Genomic DNA, 16932 nt, shown 5'->3' on the forward strand with positions numbered 1-16932 from the left:
GAGGGGGGGTGGTGGTAGGGTACGCATCCCCAGGAGCCGATCTAGTGGGATCTTTCCTATAGGATGTTCGCCTGCTAGTGTCTACCTGCTCACATCGTCACAGTCAAGGGGCCGAAGGAGACGAGATGACGGAAACGACGCGTGGCCGGGTCCGCCCCGCCCGACGGCTCACCCTGACCGAGGACGTGTACGAGACGATCAAGGGCTTGGTCATGGACCACACCCTCCCCCCGAGCGAACGGGTGAACATCGACGCTCTGGCCCGAGAACTCGACGTCTCCCCCACCCCCGTACGAGAGGCGCTGGCGCGGCTGGAATCCGACGGCCTCGTACGCAAACGCCCGCTGTCCGGCTACACCACGACCCCACTGCTGAACCGGGCCGAGTTTGACGACCTGTTCGACATGCGCATGCTGTTGGAAGGCGCCGCCGCCGCCCGGGCGGCCACCAATGCCTCCGCCGCAGGCCGGCGTGGGATCAGCAAAGCCGCCGACGCGACCATCGGGATCGAGGCCGGCGACGGATACCGCGAGCATGCCGCGTTCACCGCGCTCGACGCGAAGTTCCACGACCTCATCGCCGAGGTCGCCGGCAGCGTGCTGCTACGCGAGGCCATCAACCGGCTTCACGCGCACCTGCACCTGCACCGGCTGTATTTCCCGGCCGCCAAGGCCGCGGACACCACCGTCGAGCACCAGCGCATCGCCGAGGCCATCGCCCTCGGCGATCCGGAGGCCGCAACGGCGGCGATGCGCGACCATCTGGCCGCCGGCCGACAGCGGCATCTGCCGGCCTTCGACCAGCTGCCGCCAGCGGGCCCACCCGCGCCAGCGCCCTGACCCCCGGCCGGCACGCACCGAGGAGCCAGCTTGCGCATCGCCCTGTTCATCACCTGCGTCAACGACATCGCCTTCCCCCAGACCGGCATCGCGGTCACCCGCATCCTGGAGCGGCTCGGCCACACCGTCGACTTCCCCACCGCGCAGACCTGCTGCGGCCAGATGCACGCCAACACCGGATACCGCGCCGAGGCGCTGCCGATGGTCCGCAACTACGTCGACGTCTTCGACCGCTACGACGCGATCGTCACCCCGTCCGGCTCGTGCACCGCGATGGTCCGCGACCAGTACCCGCATCTGCACCCCGCCGCTGCCTCCGTCGCCGCCCGCACCTACGAGCTGTCCGAACTACTCGTCGATGTCCTCGGCGTCACCGACGTCGGAGCCGAGTTCGCCGAGCGGGTCACCTACCACCCGACCTGCCACGGCCTTCGGATGCTGCGGCTAGGCGACAAGCCCCTCGCATTGCTGCGCCAGGTGCGGGGCATCCAGCTGGTCGAACTCGGCGACGCCGAGGAGTGCTGCGGCTTCGGCGGCACCTTCGCCCTGAAGAACCCCGACGTATCCACCGCGATGCTCACCGACAAGTGCCGCCGGGTCCTGGACTCCGGCGCGAGCGTGCTCGCCGCCGCCGACAACTCCTGCCTGGCACACATCGGCGGCGGCCTCGGCCGCGGCCGGTCCGGAGTCCGGGTGATGCACTACGCCGAGATCCTCGCCTCGCCCGGAGCACCCGCATGAGCCAGCGCGCCACACCTCCCCACGGCGGTGGCCGGATCACCGCTCCCCTGCCCTTCCCGACCGCCGCTCGGCCCGAGGTCGCCGACTCGCAACTGCGCGCCAACCTGCGCCGCGCCACCCGCACGATCCGTGGCAAACGGCAGCGGGTGGTCGACGAGGTGCCCGACTGGGCGGCGCTGCGCGACGCCGGTGCCGCGATCAAGGCCGACGTGCAGCGCCGCCTGCCCGAGCTGCTGGAGCGCTTCGAGGCCGCGGCCACCGCCGCAGGCGCACGCGTGCACTGGGCGCGCGACGCGGCCGAGGCCTGCCGCGTCGTGGTCGAGCTCAGCCGCGCGGCCGGCGCGACGGAGGTCGTGAAGGTCAAGTCGATGGCGACCCAGGAGATCGAACTCAACGAGGCGCTGGCCGAGTCCGGCATCGCCGCCTACGAGACCGACCTCGCCGAGCTGATCGTGCAGCTCGGCGACGACACCCCGTCACACATCCTGGTACCGGCGATCCACTACAACCGCGCGCAAATCCGCGAGATCTTCCGCCGCCGGATGGCCGACGCACCCCCGGAGCTCAGCGACGAACCGCGCGAACTGGCCGAGGCGGCGCGCACCCACCTGCGACGACGGTTCCTGTCGGCGAAGGTCGCCGTCTCCGGCGCCAACTTCGCCGTGGCCGACACCGGAACGCTGGTGGTGGTCGAGTCGGAGGGCAACGGGCGAATGTGCCTCACCCTGCCCCAGACGCTGATCAGCGTCGTCGGCGTCGAGAAGATCGTGCCCAGCTTCGCCGACCTGGAGGTGTTCCTCCAGCTCCTGCCCCGCTCCTCGACCGGTGAGCGGATGAACCCGTACACGTCGATGTGGACCGGCGTGACACCGGGCGACGGGCCCCAGGAGGTGCACATCGTCCTGGTCGACAACGGCCGCTCGGCGGTGCTCGCCGACCCGGTCGGCCGGCAGGCGTTGTCCTGCATCCGCTGCTCCGCGTGCCTGAACGTCTGCCCCGTGTACGAGCGTGCCGGCGGCCACGCCTACGGCTCGGTGTACCCCGGCCCGATCGGGGCGATCCTGTCGCCCCAGCTGACCGGGGTGGCCGACAACGCCTCCCTGCCGTACGCCTCCACCCTCTGCGGGGCCTGCTACGACGCCTGCCCCGTGAAGATCAATATTCCGGAGGTGCTGATCCACCTGCGCCAGCAGGCACCACACCCGGCGGCCGAGCGGGCCACCATGCGCGGCCTGTCCTGGATCATGCGCAACCCCCGTCGGTACGCCGCCGCCCTGCGCGCCGCCCGGCTCGGCACCGGCCCCCTCGGGACGTCCCGCCAACGACGGACCGGCGCGCGCACCCTGCGCTGGCTGCCGTGGCCGGGATCGGCATGGACCCAGTCCCGCGACGCCCCGCTGCCCGCGCCGCAGACGTTCCGTGAATGGTGGGAGAAGCGTTGAACGCCCGTGACGAGATCCTGGCCCGCCTGCGTACCGCCCTGGCCGACGCGCCGCCACCGGTCGAGGTGCCCCGCCGATACCGGCGCGCCGCCGAGCCCGCCGACCGGGTGGAGATCCTCGTCGACCGTCTCGAGGACTACCAGGCCGCCGTCCACCGTGACCGCGACGCCCTGCCCCGGATCCTCGCCGAGGTGGACCGGCTCGCCGTGCCCGCCGACGTACCCGCGGCCTGGCTGGCCGGCTTCGACGGGCAGCTGCACCGCGACGCGCCCCCACTGCCGCTGGCCGAACTCGACAGCGTCGACGCCGTCCTGACCGGCTGCGCGGTGGCGATCGCCGACACCGGCACCATCGTGCTCGACGCCGGCCCGACCCAGGGGCGACGGGCCCTGACGCTGGTACCCGACCGGCACATCTGCGTCGTGCGTACCGACCAGATCGTCGGCCTGGTCCCGGAAGCATTCGCCCGCCTCGACCCACGAGCACCCCTGACCTGGATCTCCGGCCCGTCAGCGACCAGCGACATCGAACTCAACCGGGTCGAGGGAGTGCACGGCCCCCGCCGGTTGGAGGTCGTGCTGCTGACGCCCGAAGCAGCTGGATGAGGCAAAGAGACGCGGCTGTCGAGCCACCCGTGCTGACTCCCCGCCCGTCGAACTATCCTGCTAGTCATCGGATGTATCAGCAGGAAGGTTCGCCCGCGATGTCGCTGACCGACGACGCGATCGACAAGATCAAACAGATGATCACCAGCGGCGAGCTGCGGCCCGGCGACCGCCTGCCCCGGGAGGCCGATCTTGCCGAGCGCCTGGGGCTGTCCCGCAACTCGCTGCGGGAGGCCGTACGAGCCCTGGCCCTGATCCACGTGCTCGATGTACGGCAGGGCGACGGCACATATGTGACAAGCCTGAAGCCGTCACTGCTCCTCGATGCGATGGCCTTCGTCGTCGACTTCCACCGCGACGACACGGTGCTGCAGTTCTTCGAGGTACGACGCATCCTCGAACCCGCCGCAACGGCGGTGGCCGCCACCACGATGAGCGACGAGGACATCGGATGCCTGCGTAAGCTCCTCGACGAGCTCGGCCCTACGCCGACGGTCGAACAGCTCGTCGCCAACGACATCGAGTTCCACCGGCGGATCGCGGCAGGTTCGGGCAACCAGGTCCTGTGCTCCCTGATCGAGGGGCTGTCCGGACCCACCCAGCGGGCGCGGATCTGGCGCGGCCTGACCCAGAAGGACTCGGTCGCCCGCACCCTCGACGAGCACCGGCTCATCTGCGACGCCATCGCCAACCGCCAGCCCGAGATCGCCCGGGCGTGGGCCACCGTCCACGTCGCCGGGGTCGAGCAGTGGCTACGCCAGGCGCTGGCGGAATAAGGGCCAACCCCCGGCGCTCGGTGCGGCCTTCCGACGTGCTCCGTGCCTGATCAGACACGGAGCACGTCGCATCCCGGTCCGGGTGGCCCGCTTGAGCTCGCTCCCGTCACTGGTCCGGCAGCTCACCACCGGTGGCCGACGCCGCGTCGGTCAGTGCGGCACGGCATCGACCGATATCTCCGCCGCAGTGGTCCAGGGACGGCCCTGAACCTCTGCAAGCGCCACGAACCGCACGTACCGAGCGGTGGTATTCGCGAGCGGAACCCATTTCTGCTTCGCATCGGAGTTGAACTGACCGGTGGCCACCGGGTTCGCCCAGGTTTTGCCGTCCTGGCTCAGGTAGACCTCGTAGCGGGAAATCCGCCCGTTGTCGGTGTCCTGCCGCGGGAGGTATCGCAACGCGCAGACGTCCATCATGCGGCCGAGGTCGAGCTGGATCTCGTGCGGTGGCGGCGGGTTGGACGCCGACCATGCCGTATGCCAGAAGGTGCCCGGATCACCGTCGATCGCGTTGGCGCCGGCACCGTTCTCGCCAGCCGTCTCCTCGCTGTCGACGGAGGTGACCGCCGCCGGACGGGTTGGGCTGCTGGCACACGTGACCTGCACCGGGAGTTCCTGGGTGACCCGCTGAGTGCGGCCCGCCTGCCAGCTGACGGTGCTCGTCACCGTGGCTGCCCGGGCTGTCCGGTCACCCGGCCAGCTCAACCTCGCGTCCACGCGGCGCGTCTCACCGGTCGCCACGTCACCGAGCTCGACCGTGCGGGGCTCGACAGTGCCGCCGTCGCTCACCTGCAGTTGCACCGTCACCGCGGTCGCCGAGCCTGCGGTGCGATTGGTCACCTCGACCGGCAGGGTGGCGATCCCGGAGTCGTCGAAGACCACCGTGGCGGGCACCCGCGCTTGGATCGGTTCCCGCACCAAATCCCACGCCGCAGGCAGGAAAGTGTCGAGGACGCCGTCGGCGACCTTCACCGGTGCTCGGCCCCAGGAGTTGTCCGGGGGGTCGACGCGTACCGCTGACGCCTGGTCAACGAGGTCCTCAGCCGTCTCGAGGAGGCGTCGGGCCTTGTCCCCATCGCCGGCGAGCTGGGCGGCGAGCGCATCGAGCGTGGCAACGAACGCGTCACCCCACAGACCGGTGGCGTCCAGCCAGGGGGTCGCGTCGGCGACGAAGCCCTCCACCACCGCTCCGGCACGGATCACGTCCGGTGCGCCCGCGATCGCGTCGGCGTACCCGCGAAGCGCGGCGATCGCCCCGTGACGGTCGCCCGCCTCCCAGACGCGCCAGAACTCGGCCAGCTTCGCCCGCAACGCGGGCGCCTGCGGCTGCCACGGTGTGGTGCCGAAGGTCGGCGCCAGGTGATTGAGGTCGCCGAAGACCAGCAGCGCCTCGGTCGCGACCGGATCATCGCCCGTGAGATAGCGCATTGCTTCCCGCCAGTTGCGCCCCGCGTCGTACGCTCGGTCGTTCCAGGTGAAGTCGGCGACCCCGAAGACCGCTACCTTGCTGCCTGCCGCCTGGTTCATCGGGTTGGCGACGATGCCGGCGAGATGGTCCGACAGGCCCGCCTCGCGTTTGGCGTACGGCGCCAGCAGCAGCCGCCCCCGGGTGTTCCCGTAGTCGTTCACGGGGTAGTTGTCCCAGACGAACACCTCCCGCCCGTACAGTTCGGAGATCCGCCGGGCCTGGTCGTTGGTGATGCTGGGGGGCACCACGTCGGTGCCGGTCCACATCACCACCACCTCGGCAACCAGGTCGCTGCGCCAGGAGCGCTTGTACGGGGTCTCCGACAAATCGCCGTACTGCGTCGGGACGGTCTGCAGCGGCCGCACGCCGTCGCGGGTCCCGACGAACTCGCGTTGCAGATAGTTGAGCAGCTCCGCCTGAGCCCGGCCCACGCTCGCTTGGCTGGCGGTTCCGTAGCGAACGCGGTCGTCGTCGCAGTTGAAGCGCAGCGAGATATCGTCCAGCGGCACCGAGAATGCGCGAACCCCGATGTCATACATCGCTTGGAACTTGCGGACGAGCGCCTGGCGGTCTGCGTCTCCGGAGTAACAGATCGTGTTGCCCGGCGACAGCGCGAAGGTGAACCGTACGTGGTGGCGAGTCGCCTGGTCGACAAGCTGCTGCAGCTGGGCGAGTTTCGCCGCTGGATAGGGCTCGCGCCACCGCTCCCGGTGGTACGGGTCGTCCTTCGGCGCGTAGACGTAGGTATTGGCTTTCACATCGCCGTAGAACGCGAGCTGGTCGAGCCGTTCGTCGTGGGTCCACGGCGGCCCGTAGAAACCTTCGATGGTGCCGCGCAGCGGCATCGACGGGAAGTCACTGATCTGCGCTCCCGCGAGCCGCCAGCCGCCGTCGTCACCAGGCAGGAACAACTGCCGCAGCGACTGAACTGCGTAGTACTGCCCGGCCGGGTCCACACCGCCGAGCCCGACCGTGCCGAGCGGAACCTCGCGGCTCACGCGCAGCGCGTATCCCTCCGGGTGGGCCGGCGCCGGAGTGGACCCGAGCGCCTCCGCGATGTCTGCACGTGCGGCTGCGCCGAGGTGCACCGTCAGAGCGGCGTGGCGGCTGGCCGTGAGCACCACGTCGACGCGGTCAACGCCGTGCTGCTTGAGCGAGCCGACCAGCAGGTCACGGGCGGCGGCATCGGTGTCGTCGCCGACCACCACCTCGACCTTGCCGGGGACCACCACGTCTGCCCCCGCCCGGCTCATCTGCTGCGGTGCCGGCGACACCACGGGAAGCTCTGCGGCAATGCGCTCGTCACCGCGGGCGCTGGCCGGCATGGCGGTGAGCATCAGCAGGACACTGGTGGCCAGCAGCGCGCCGGGCACCCGACAACGGCCGGGTCCGGCGGGTTGACTTCTCATCGGGCGCCTCCATCCGGTTTGGCCCGTACCTGTACCTCGGCCAGTGACAACGGGTTGCTGGCCGATTCGAGCTGAACCCGTACGTAGCGGCCACGCAGGCCGGCCAGGTCGAGCCGGGTCGGTCGCCCGGCCTGGCCCGGCTGGTGCAGGGCGGTGACACCGGGCGCGGTGCGCGCGGCGTCCAGCGAGTCCGCGGTGATGGGCGAGTCGGACACCAAAACCCAGTAGTTCGACAGGCGATTGGCACAGCAGTCGGTCCGGTTCCAGATCGCGATCTGGTCGATGGCGTAACTGGCCTCGAGATCTACCTGCCACCACGCCTGGTTCGACGGCTCGGCGGTGTGGGTCACCGACCCGGCCCCGTACGCGCCGTCGGTGTTGCCGTCGACCGCCCGGCTCGGGACGCCGCCCCAGGCCAGGCTCTGCTGCGTCGCCGGCTTGCCCAGGGCGACGTTGGGCAGCACCACGTCGAGTGTCTTGGTAGTCCGGGTTCGCATCCGACCGGCCTCCGTGGTGAGGCTGATCGGATGGCTGCCCGTCGCGGCATCGACGGGCACGGACAACGTCACGGGTACCTCAACCGTCTGTCCCGCCGGGATCTCGGGCACTACAGTGCGGGCCGGCTCGACGGTCCAGCCGGCCGGCGCGGCCAGGCTGACCCGTACGTCGGGCGAGCTGGTGCCGCCGGTGTTGGTCAGTTTGACGGTGCCCTTGACCGTGCCGCCCGGGGCCACCTCGGCCGGGGCAGCCAGCACGGAGCGGACGAGCTGGTGCACGCCCGGCGTGGAGATCTTGAAGACGTACGCGTGTTCGCTGGTGGTGGCGGCCTCGCCGGGCGTGGTGATCACGACGTTGCCCTGCGCGTCCCGCTGCCAGGGCAGCGCCGAGCCGTCCGCACCGAGCAGCCGCACCGTGGTGGACTGGTCGAACGGCAGGTCGCCGCCCAGGGTGAGCTTCTCCCCCGGCCACCTCAACGCCGTAGCGTAGAGCGAGCCGTCCTTGACCGTGTAGCGGATGGGCACGTTGCTGGCCCGGTCCTCGGCGTGGCTGAAGTACGTGGTGCCGTAGATCGCCTCTCCGTTGACCCGCAGCCAGACCCCGATGTCACGCAGCCGCTGCTGCATCAGCTCGGGGATCGTGCCGTCGGCTCGCGGCCCGATGTCGAGCAGCAGGTTTCCGTTCTTGCTGACGATGTCCGCGAGCGAGTCGATCAGCTCGTCGGAGGTGAGGTAGTCCTCCTCCGGCTCGTTGGCGTTGTAGCCGTAGGAGTGGGCGATGCCGCGGCTGGCCTCCCACTTCACCGGGTCGATGTCGGCCTTGACGGTGTATTCCGGAGTCTGGAAGTCCAGTTCGGGGCTGTCGAGGGCGCCGGTGCGGGTCTTACAGCGGTTGGCGACGGCGACGTCCTTCGGGTGCTGGCGGTTCTTGGCCTGGTTGTAGTAGTCGGCGAGCACCGGAGCCATGTCCCAGTACCCCGCCGAGCGCTCCCACTGGCCGTCGCACCAGAGGATGTCCGGGTCGTACTTGTCGACCAGCTCGCGAATCTGCGGGTGCATGTAGTCGTGGACGTAGTCGTTCACCGGGCCGATCCCGGTGTACGGCACGGGCGCGCCGGTGAAGGGATTCGTGGGCTGCCGGCCGGTGTAGTTCGGGTTGTTCCACTCGTAGAGCGAGTAGTAGAAGCCACTCTTCAGCTTGCCGTCGCGGCGTGCGGCGGCGACCAACTCGCCCGCCAGGTCCCGGCGCGGGCCGCGGTCCACGGCGTCGCGGCTGCCGGTGGCGGTGTCCCACAGCGCCACGCCCTCGTGGTGCTTCGAGGTCAGCACGAAGTACTTCGCGCCGGCGGCGTTGAACAGGTCCACCCACGCGCCCGGGTCAAACTTTTCGGCCTTCCATTCGTCGATGAACCGGTCGTAGTTGTAGTCCATCCCGTACGTGTCGCGGTGGTGCTGGTACGTCGGGCTGTTGCGCTGGTTCATGTACGCCCAGTACCACTCGGCGTAGCTGCCCCGCGGTCCCCAGGCCGGGACGGAGTAGGCACCCCAGTGGATGAAGATGCCGAACTTGGCGTCGTCGAACCACTCGGGCACCGGATGGGTGTCCAACGAGTCAGCGGTGGGCTGGTAGTCCGGTCTGGTCTCCTCCTCGGCGGCCCGGACGCCGCCGGCGGGGAGCCCGAGCAGCAGCGTGGCGGCAGCCAGCACGGCCGCGGAGCGCGGAAGCTTACGTTTCACGATCGTCCCTTCGGTTCAAGGCCGGCGGGGGCGCTCACCCGACAGCGATGGAGAAGATGTGGATGGCTGCGTTGTCGGGCGTGGTCACGGTCGCGATCTGCTTGCCCGGCTGCAGCTCCACCGCCCGGTAGAACACCCGGTAGTAGTAGCCATGGTTGGCCGGGCCGCTCTGGGTGTTGCGGTAGCGGGCGGAGACGACCGCGTCGGCCGGCTGTGCGTCGGCCCAGTTCGGAAAGCTCAGCGAGAACTGCTGGGTGCTGCCGTTCGTGTAGGTGATGGTGCCGGTTCCGCTCGCGGTGCCGATCGCGCTGCCGAGGAAGCCGAGCGTGCCACCGGCGCCGGTCATCTTGACCGTGGCTTGCCCGGTCAGGTTGTTCGCCGCCCCGACCGCCGCTGGCCAGGTGAAGCTGAGGCCGTCGTGGTGGAGGGTGCCGCCCGGCGTCAGGCCGGCGGCGGCCAGGGCCTGCGCGGAGTAGCTGTTGCCGTAGCCGTCGAAGTTGCCCGCTCTGGGGGCGCTGTCGTCGGTGCTGCCGATGTTGTCGAACGCCTGGGCGAGGTTGTCGAAGGGGGTGTCGGTGACGACGGTGACCTGACCGGCCACCGAGGTGTCGCCTCCGCCCGGGAGGTCGTAGCCGGCGGTGGCCGTCAGGGTGCTGACGGCCCGGCCGGGCCTGGCCGGCGATGGCGTGACCGCGAAGGTCGCCGTGGTCGAGGCGCCACCGAGGATCATCCCCAGTGCGCGGGAGGACGGGCTGACCGTCCAGCCGTCCGGCGCCCGGAGGGCGACGCTGACGTCGTGGGCCGGCGTGGTGCCGTTGTTGGTCACCGTGACCTCCACCGGCGCGGGCGTCTGGCCGTCGAACTTCGGTGCCGGGATGGTCAGCGCGGCGGCCGGGGCGAACGGTCCGCCGTCGCTGTCGGCGTGCCGGCTGACGCGGTAGATCGCCGTACCGTGCGGGGGAAGATTGGCAGCGATCCGGCCCGCCGTCTCGGTACGCGTCTTGGTCACCAGATCGGTAAGGAAGTACCGGCGGTCCGATGCATCGAAACCGGCCGTCGCGGCATCGGTCGTGATGGTCCGGGCGACGTCGCTGCGGTTGAACAAAACCACCGCCCGGTCCCCGTCGGCGAGCGGCTTCGCCAGCACGTCGTACCCCTCGCCGGTCTGCATGATCCTGCCCTGGACGCCCAGGGGATCCTGGTTCACCGCGATCACGTCCTCGTTGGTGAGGATGCGCAGCGATTCCGGGGAGATGGTGGTGAGGTCGGTGCTGACCAGCAGGGGCCCGGCCATCGCGGCCCACAAGGTGAACTGGGTCTGCTGTTCGATCAGCGATACGTTGCTGCTCCCGATCATCAGCATGTCGGCGTCGTTCCAGTGGCCCTTGGACTGGAAGTCCGCGAGCCGGGTGTTCTGCGTGTACGTCGACAGCAGGCTGTGCCAGTTCTGCCCGGCGTCCACGGCGGTGCGCCACAGTTCGCCGTACTTCGGCGCCCACCGCATCGCGTCCCGGTAGCTGACGTTGTCGTAGCCACACCACCAGGCGATGGAGGCCGGGGCGGACACCCCGAGGATCATCGGTCGTCCGGTGGCGCGGATCGCGGCTGCCGCCTCGGCGTAGCGGCTCTCGAAGTTCCGCGACGCGGTGGTGTTGTCGCAGTTGCGGGCGATCAGGTTGTTCGGCTCGCTGCCGCAGAGATCGAGCTTGAGGTAGTCCACGCCCCAGTCGGCGAAGGTCTGCATGTCGGTCGCGTAGTGGCCGCCGCTCGCCGGGTACCCCACGCAGGTCGTGGCCGAGGCGGCGGAGTAGATGCCGAACCGGAGGCCGCGCGCGTGCAGGTGGTCCGCCAGCCACTTCATGCCGTGGGGGAACCTCGTCGGGTGTGCCTGTAGCCGCCCGTCGGCGTCGCGCGTCGAGGCCATCCAGCAGTCGTCGAGGTTGACGTAGGTGTAGCCGGCGTCGCGTAGCCCCTTGCTGACGAACGCTTCGGCGACGGCGACGATGCGGTCCTCGGTCACGTTGCACCCGAAGTTCAACCAGCCGTTGAAGCCCATGGGCGGGGTCGGTGCGATGGTCGGCGTTCCCTCCGGGTCCGTCGGCAGGGTGGCCGCCGATGCCGCCTGCGGCACGGTCAGCGCCCCTAAGGCTGCCAGAGCCGCCGTGACCAGCACGACGAACGCTCTGGTGAGCGCCGGTCGGGGCAGAACGGTGTACGCCATCTCAGCTCCTACTGGATTCGCGGGCCGCCGGGTGGTGCACCGGCTGTCGGGTCGGTGCACCACCCGGCGGTGTGTCGAAGGGCGGTTCAGCCGGTTGTGGTCAGCGATGCGGCGTACTGCGCCCGGACCTGCTCGTCGGTCAGGGCTTGGGCGTAGACGGCGGCGTCGTCGATCGCCCCGTTGAGCGTGGTGCCGTTGAACTGACCGAAGTACGCCTGCGGCAGGGGGATGGTCTGCGACAGCGTCTGACGGCGCTCCCCGTTGACGTAGAGGGTGGTGCTCGAACCGTCAGAGACGAAGGTGAGCTGGGTCCACTGCCCGAGCGGCACCGAGTAGTCGAACGCGTAGTCACCGACGCCGACCTTGGTGAAGCCGACCTTGCCACCGGTGCCGTACTGCTCCAGCTTGATGTTGCCGGCTCTGGAGCCGAACAGGTTGGCGTCGTTGAGCGTTCCGTCCTTGCGTACCCACTGGGTGTAGGTCCACGGTCCGGGAATGTCGAGGCCGCCGATGCCCAACCCGTCACCCCGGCCGTTGAACTTCAACGCCTTGCCCGAGCGTCCGTCGACATAGGAGGGCACTCCGATGATCTGGGTCGACATGTGCAGGGATCCGGTCCCGTCGAGGGCCGGGCGCACGTTCATGCCGGGTGCGCCGTCGTTCCAGCCCTCTGGATAGGCGGCCGGTTCGAAGGTGTAGGTGTGGATTGGTCTGCCGTCGGTGGTGGGCTGCTGGCCTGGGAACCCGCTCCATCCAGGCGCTTTACCGATCCCCGCCTTGAGCTGCGTGAACTGCGCGTAGGTGGTGGTGGGCGCGGCGTTGTGCCACATGGTGTTGCCGGCCGCGTCGCGCAGCGGCGCCGACCACTGGTCGGAGTAGGCGTCCGGAGCCCACATCTGGTAGTCGTTCCAGACGTGCACGATGCCGCCCAGCAGCTTCGGGCTCTCGTTCAGTCGCCAGCTCGTGTGCGCCCAGGATGGGCTGCCGTACAACCTGTGTACCGCGTTGGCGGTGACGTAGAGGTTTCCCGATGGCCCGGCTTGGATCAGATCGTACGGCGTGAGCCGGGGATCGTTGGCGTTGCCGAGCCAGTCCATCACGATGACGTCGGTGGCGATCTGCTGCTTGGGCGCGTTGGCGTGTTCGAAGCCGTTGTAGATGATGGACCGCTTGCCCTTGCCGACGACGTGGTCGTTGACCTGGTTGATGTAGTCGTTGAACAGATCACCGAAGGTGCTGTAGCGGTCGGAGTTCTTGGCCAGGAACGCCTGCACTGCAGGGCACTGGGCGAGGTTCGGCGGCATCTCGTCGCCGCCCAGGTGAATGTATGGGCTGCTGAACCACGGGGTGAACTCGTCCAGGATGCGTTTGGCTGCGGTGACGGCCTCGGGCCGCATGATGTTCATCGCGAAGTTCGGGGTCACCCAGCCGTAGACGTACTGCTGGCCACAGGAGTTTTCCGATGTGGCGCCTGACCCGTCCGGGTTGGGCCCGTGCCCCATACCGACCTTGAAGTAGTTCGACACCGGGTCGGCGTGGCCGGGGAACTCGAATCCCGGCACGACCTGCACGTTGTTCTCCCGCCCCAGCTCGATGAACTCCTGGATCTGCTCCCGGCTGTAGGCGAACTTCTTGGAGGTGAGGCCGGGCAGGTTGTCGCTGTAGAGGCGGAACCCTTCCGGCTCGACCAGGTGCAGCTGCAGCATGTTCTGCTTCGTCCAGCCCATCTCGCGGATGGTGTCCTTGATGTACTCCGGCGACCAGTACTTGCGGGCGGCGTCGATGCCGAACCACCGCTGCGGCTTACTCGGCACGTCCACCGCCTGCCCTCTGGGCAGGCTGTCGTGGCTCTCGTCCTGGCGCAGCAGCTGCAGCACCGTACGGCTGCCGTAGTACAGGCCGGCGGTGGTGTTCGCCTCGATGCTCACCCGATCGCCGATGGTGAGCCGGTATCCCTCGGCGCCCAACTCGTTCTCCGCCACCAGCCGCAGCCGGATCCCGTGATCGCCTCCCCGGGTACCCGGTCCGGCCGTCATCACCCGCCCGGTGACCGTCGTGTAGTCGGCGGCCACCGTCTTCGCCACCTCAGCCAGCGTCCGGTCGGCCAGCCCCGGCATCGTCGCACCGGTCGTGGACAGCGCCTTGTGCTCGGCAGGATAGGTGACCTGCGCGTCCTCGGCGAAGGTGTAGCTACCCGCGCCCGCCTGCCAGCTGGCAAGTTCCGGCACCACACCCGGCTTCGACGCCCCCGGCGTCTCCGCCTTCTGGTGGTAGACCTCCACCTCCGCCAGGCTCAACGGGTCGGTGGCCGACTCCAGTTGGATACGCACATAGCGCCCCTTTACCCCGCCAGGATCGATGACGCTCGGCGTGCCCGCCGTGGCCGCCTGCCGGATCGCGGTCACCCCCGGCGACGACTTCGCCTCCTCCAGCGTCTGCCCGTGGATCTCCTGCTCGGAACTCATCAGCCAGTAGTTGCTCAGCCGGCCGGCGCAGCAGTCGGTCCGATTGAAAACCCGCACTTCCGCCAGGCTCTCCACGGCGCCCAGATCCACCTGCCACCACGCCTGCTTCGACGGCTCCGCAGTGTGGGTGACCGAGCCCTGCCCGTACACGCCACTGGTATTGCCGTCCACCGCCCGCTCCGGCACCCCGTCCCACGCCAGGCTGCTCTGCTTCACCGGCCTGCCCAACGCCAGGTTGACCCGCCCCACCTGCACGATGTCGGTGGCGGTCACCGTCAGCCCGGCCACCGAGGCGGTGACGGTCACCGGCACGCTGCCGGCAACCGTGTCAGCCGGTACGGTGACTTTCACTCGTTGCGTGACCGTCTCTCGCGGCTTCAGGGAGGCCACCGGCTGCGCACCTGTGATGCTCCAGCCCTGCGGTGTGACGCCGGTGACGGCCAGCTCGGTCAGCGTGCCGTCCCCGACGTTGGTGTAGGACAGCGTGGCATCCACCGTGGCACCCGGCGACACCCGCGCCGGTAGCTCCAACCTCCCCCGAACCACGATCGGCGCGTTCGGGGTGTGGATCCGCAACGAGTAGGCGGCACCGAGTGGGTCGACCGCGTTCCCGCCGTCCGGCATGGTGATGACGATGTTGCCCGCGCGGTTTCGGTGCCACTTGAGCACCGCCTCTGACGCGCCGCCAACCAGCGTGATCTTGGTGTTGGTGCTCACCGGCAGATCGGCGCCGAGCGTCAGCGTCCGCCCCGGCCACTGCAACGCCGTCGCGTACAGGTCGCCCTTTTTCAGGGTGTAGCGAACGGGAACGGCGCTGGCTGGTTCCTCGGCGCGCGTCCAGTACGTCGAGCCGTAGATCGCCTCGCCGTTGGTCTTCAGCCATTTCCCGACATCGCGCAGCCGGGAGGCCTGCGCCTCGGGGATCGTGCCGTCGGCGTCCGGTCCGACGTCCAGCAGCAGGTTGCCGTTCTTGCTGACGATGTCGACCAGGTCGTGCACGATCTGCGCGGAGGACAGGTAGTCCTCGACGGGCTCGTTCTTGTTCAGCCCGTACGAGAAGCCGATCCCTCGGCTGGACTCCCACTTGTTCGTCTTGACGTCCGGGACCTTCTCGTACTCCGGGGTTTCGAAGTCGAGCTGGTCGCCGCGGTAGCCGGGGCCCGGCTTGACCCGGCACCGGTTGGCGACGGCGACCTCCTTGGGCTGCGGTCGCTCAGCGGCCTGGTTGTAGAAGTGGGCCAGCGTCTCGCCCATCTTCCAGTAGCTCGCGTCCCGTTCCCACTCGCCGTCGCACCACAGGATGTCCGGGTCGTAGTCGTCGATGAGCTCGTTCATCTGCGGCAGCATGTAGTCGGTGACGTAGTCCTCGCCGCTGGTGACACCGGTGTAGGGGATCTGCGCGCCGGTGTACGGGTTGGTCGGCTGCCGGCCCGTGTAGTTCGGGTTGTACCACTCGTAGTTGGAGTAGTAGAAGCCACGCTTCAAGCCCGAGCCCTCGGCCGCGTCGAACAACATCCTGGCCAGGTCCTTCTTCGGGCCGTGGTGCACGACGCTGCGGGTGCTCTGCTTGGTGTCCCACAGGGCGACGCCTTCGTGATGCTTGGCGGTCAGCACGAAGTACTTGGCGCCGGCCTCCTTGAACAGCTTCACCCATTCGTCGGGCTGGTAGTTCTCGGCCTTCCAGTCGTCCATGAACTCGTCGTAGTTCTTGGCCGGACCGTAAGTGTCCCTGTGATGGTTATAGGTGGCCGAGTTCCTGTTGTTCAGGTAGTTGCCGTACCACTCGGCGTAGCTCTTCCGGGGCCCCCATGCGGGAACGCTGTAGGCGCCCCAGTGGATGAAGATCCCGAACTTCGCGTCGTCAAACCACTGCGGCGTGGGATGCGTCTCCAGCGAGGCATAGTCACCGGCGTAACGGTCAGCGGTGTCACCATCCATTGGGGAAGCGATCGCCGGGCTCCCGGCCATGACCAGGGCCAGGACACCCGACACGGCAGACCCGGCAATCCGAAGCAAGCGCTCTCGACGTCGTCTCATGCGTGCGGCTCCCAGCAGCCAGGGACGAGCAGCCACCAGACGGGCAGATGCCATCCGTACGTAGAAAGACCCGATGACTGAGGATCGTAAGCGGTACGCCACCTGGAAGCAACGACCCACGTCGATCAGTGTTGACCGGAAGGTCACTACTCGCGGCAGGCCGGAATCAACAGCGAGACCAGTGTCTGGCGAGGTCCGGACCGTCACCCGCGCTTGGGGCCACACCGCGCAACTCCCCCGACGGACGGAGCAGCTTCGATTGAGACATCGGATCTCTAGACCCGGCTCGATCGTCGTCCACAGTGTGCGACCCAGCGCACCTTTGCGTCAAGGCTCTGCACATAAATCGGCGGCTGAAGCCTGGGCAGCCGCTCACCCCGTGACAGGGGGACATAGTGAAGGATGAATCTTCGTGGCCGTCCCGGGCAGCAGCGGCGTCCAGCCGGCCGTCCGGCGGCTTGAGGTGCTGCCCGCGGGGCAGACGCAGCAGCGGACCTTCGACGTCTCCTTCGCCCTGGCCGGGGCCTGGGCCATCAAGTCGACCACCACGGTCACCTGGCAGGCTCCGGTCCCCGGTGAAGTCCGGCTGCGCAGCCCGCCGCGACTGTCCTGCGCCGACGGCGCCACCAGTCCGGCAGGTGTCACGTACGTCGACAGCCAGAAAGCCGTCGGCGAGAACGGCGTGGCCACCAACG

9 protein-coding genes are annotated in these 16932 nt (G+C 69.0%); 5 read left to right on the forward strand and 4 right to left on the reverse strand.

The genetic code is table 11. The features are described 5' to 3' along the window. Positions 1-125: 125 nt before the first annotated feature. From FXF52_RS33565 to FXF52_RS33585, 5 genes are all read left to right on the forward strand, one after another. Positions 126-839 carry a GntR family transcriptional regulator gene (locus FXF52_RS33565; protein WP_148803220.1) on the forward strand — a complete coding sequence of 238 codons (714 nt, stop codon included), beginning with the start codon at positions 126-128 and terminating at the stop codon, positions 837-839. A 30-nt stretch (positions 840-869) separates the two neighbouring features. Then, complete coding sequence (locus FXF52_RS33570) at positions 870-1580, forward strand: (Fe-S)-binding protein (protein WP_148803222.1); 711 nt, start codon at positions 870-872, stop codon at positions 1578-1580. After that, positions 1577-3022, forward strand: coding sequence for a LutB/LldF family L-lactate oxidation iron-sulfur protein (locus tag FXF52_RS33575; RefSeq protein WP_148803224.1), 1446 nt, complete (start codon positions 1577-1579; stop codon positions 3020-3022). The genes FXF52_RS33570 and FXF52_RS33575 overlap by 4 nt, the downstream gene beginning before the upstream one ends. Continuing rightward, entirely contained in the window at positions 3019-3627 is a 609-nt protein-coding gene (locus FXF52_RS33580) for an LUD domain-containing protein (RefSeq protein ID WP_255472620.1), read from the forward strand. The genes FXF52_RS33575 and FXF52_RS33580 overlap by 4 nt, the downstream gene beginning before the upstream one ends. 98 nt (positions 3628-3725) lie before the next feature. Next, complete coding sequence (locus tag FXF52_RS33585) at positions 3726-4403, forward strand: FadR/GntR family transcriptional regulator (RefSeq protein WP_148803228.1); 678 nt, start codon at positions 3726-3728, stop codon at positions 4401-4403. Between the two features lie 150 nt (positions 4404-4553). Here the strand turns inward: FXF52_RS33585 and FXF52_RS33590 are convergent, their stop codons facing one another. From FXF52_RS33590 to FXF52_RS33605, 4 genes are all read right to left on the reverse strand, one after another. Next, positions 4554-7280, reverse strand: coding sequence for a beta-N-acetylglucosaminidase domain-containing protein (locus tag FXF52_RS33590; protein WP_148803230.1), 2727 nt, complete (start codon positions 7278-7280; stop codon positions 4554-4556). Continuing rightward, positions 7277-9514 carry an alpha-L-fucosidase gene (locus FXF52_RS33595; RefSeq protein ID WP_148803233.1) on the reverse strand — a complete coding sequence of 746 codons (2238 nt, stop codon included), beginning with the start codon at positions 9512-9514 and terminating at the stop codon, positions 7277-7279. Before FXF52_RS33595 ends, FXF52_RS33590 begins: the two co-directional genes overlap by 4 nt. 34 nt (positions 9515-9548) lie before the next feature. Further along, positions 9549-11735: an NEW3 domain-containing protein gene (locus tag FXF52_RS33600; protein WP_148803235.1), complete on the reverse strand. Its 2187-nt coding sequence runs from the start codon at positions 11733-11735 to the stop codon at positions 9549-9551. An 86-nt stretch (positions 11736-11821) separates the two neighbouring features. Further along, entirely contained in the window at positions 11822-16138 is a 4317-nt protein-coding gene (locus FXF52_RS33605) for an alpha-L-fucosidase (RefSeq protein WP_187413875.1), read from the reverse strand. Between the last annotated feature and the right edge of the window lie 794 nt (positions 16139-16932).

The organism is Micromonospora sp. MP36, assembly GCF_008119785.1.
Taxonomy (GTDB): Bacteria; Actinomycetota; Actinomycetes; order Mycobacteriales; family Micromonosporaceae; genus Micromonospora.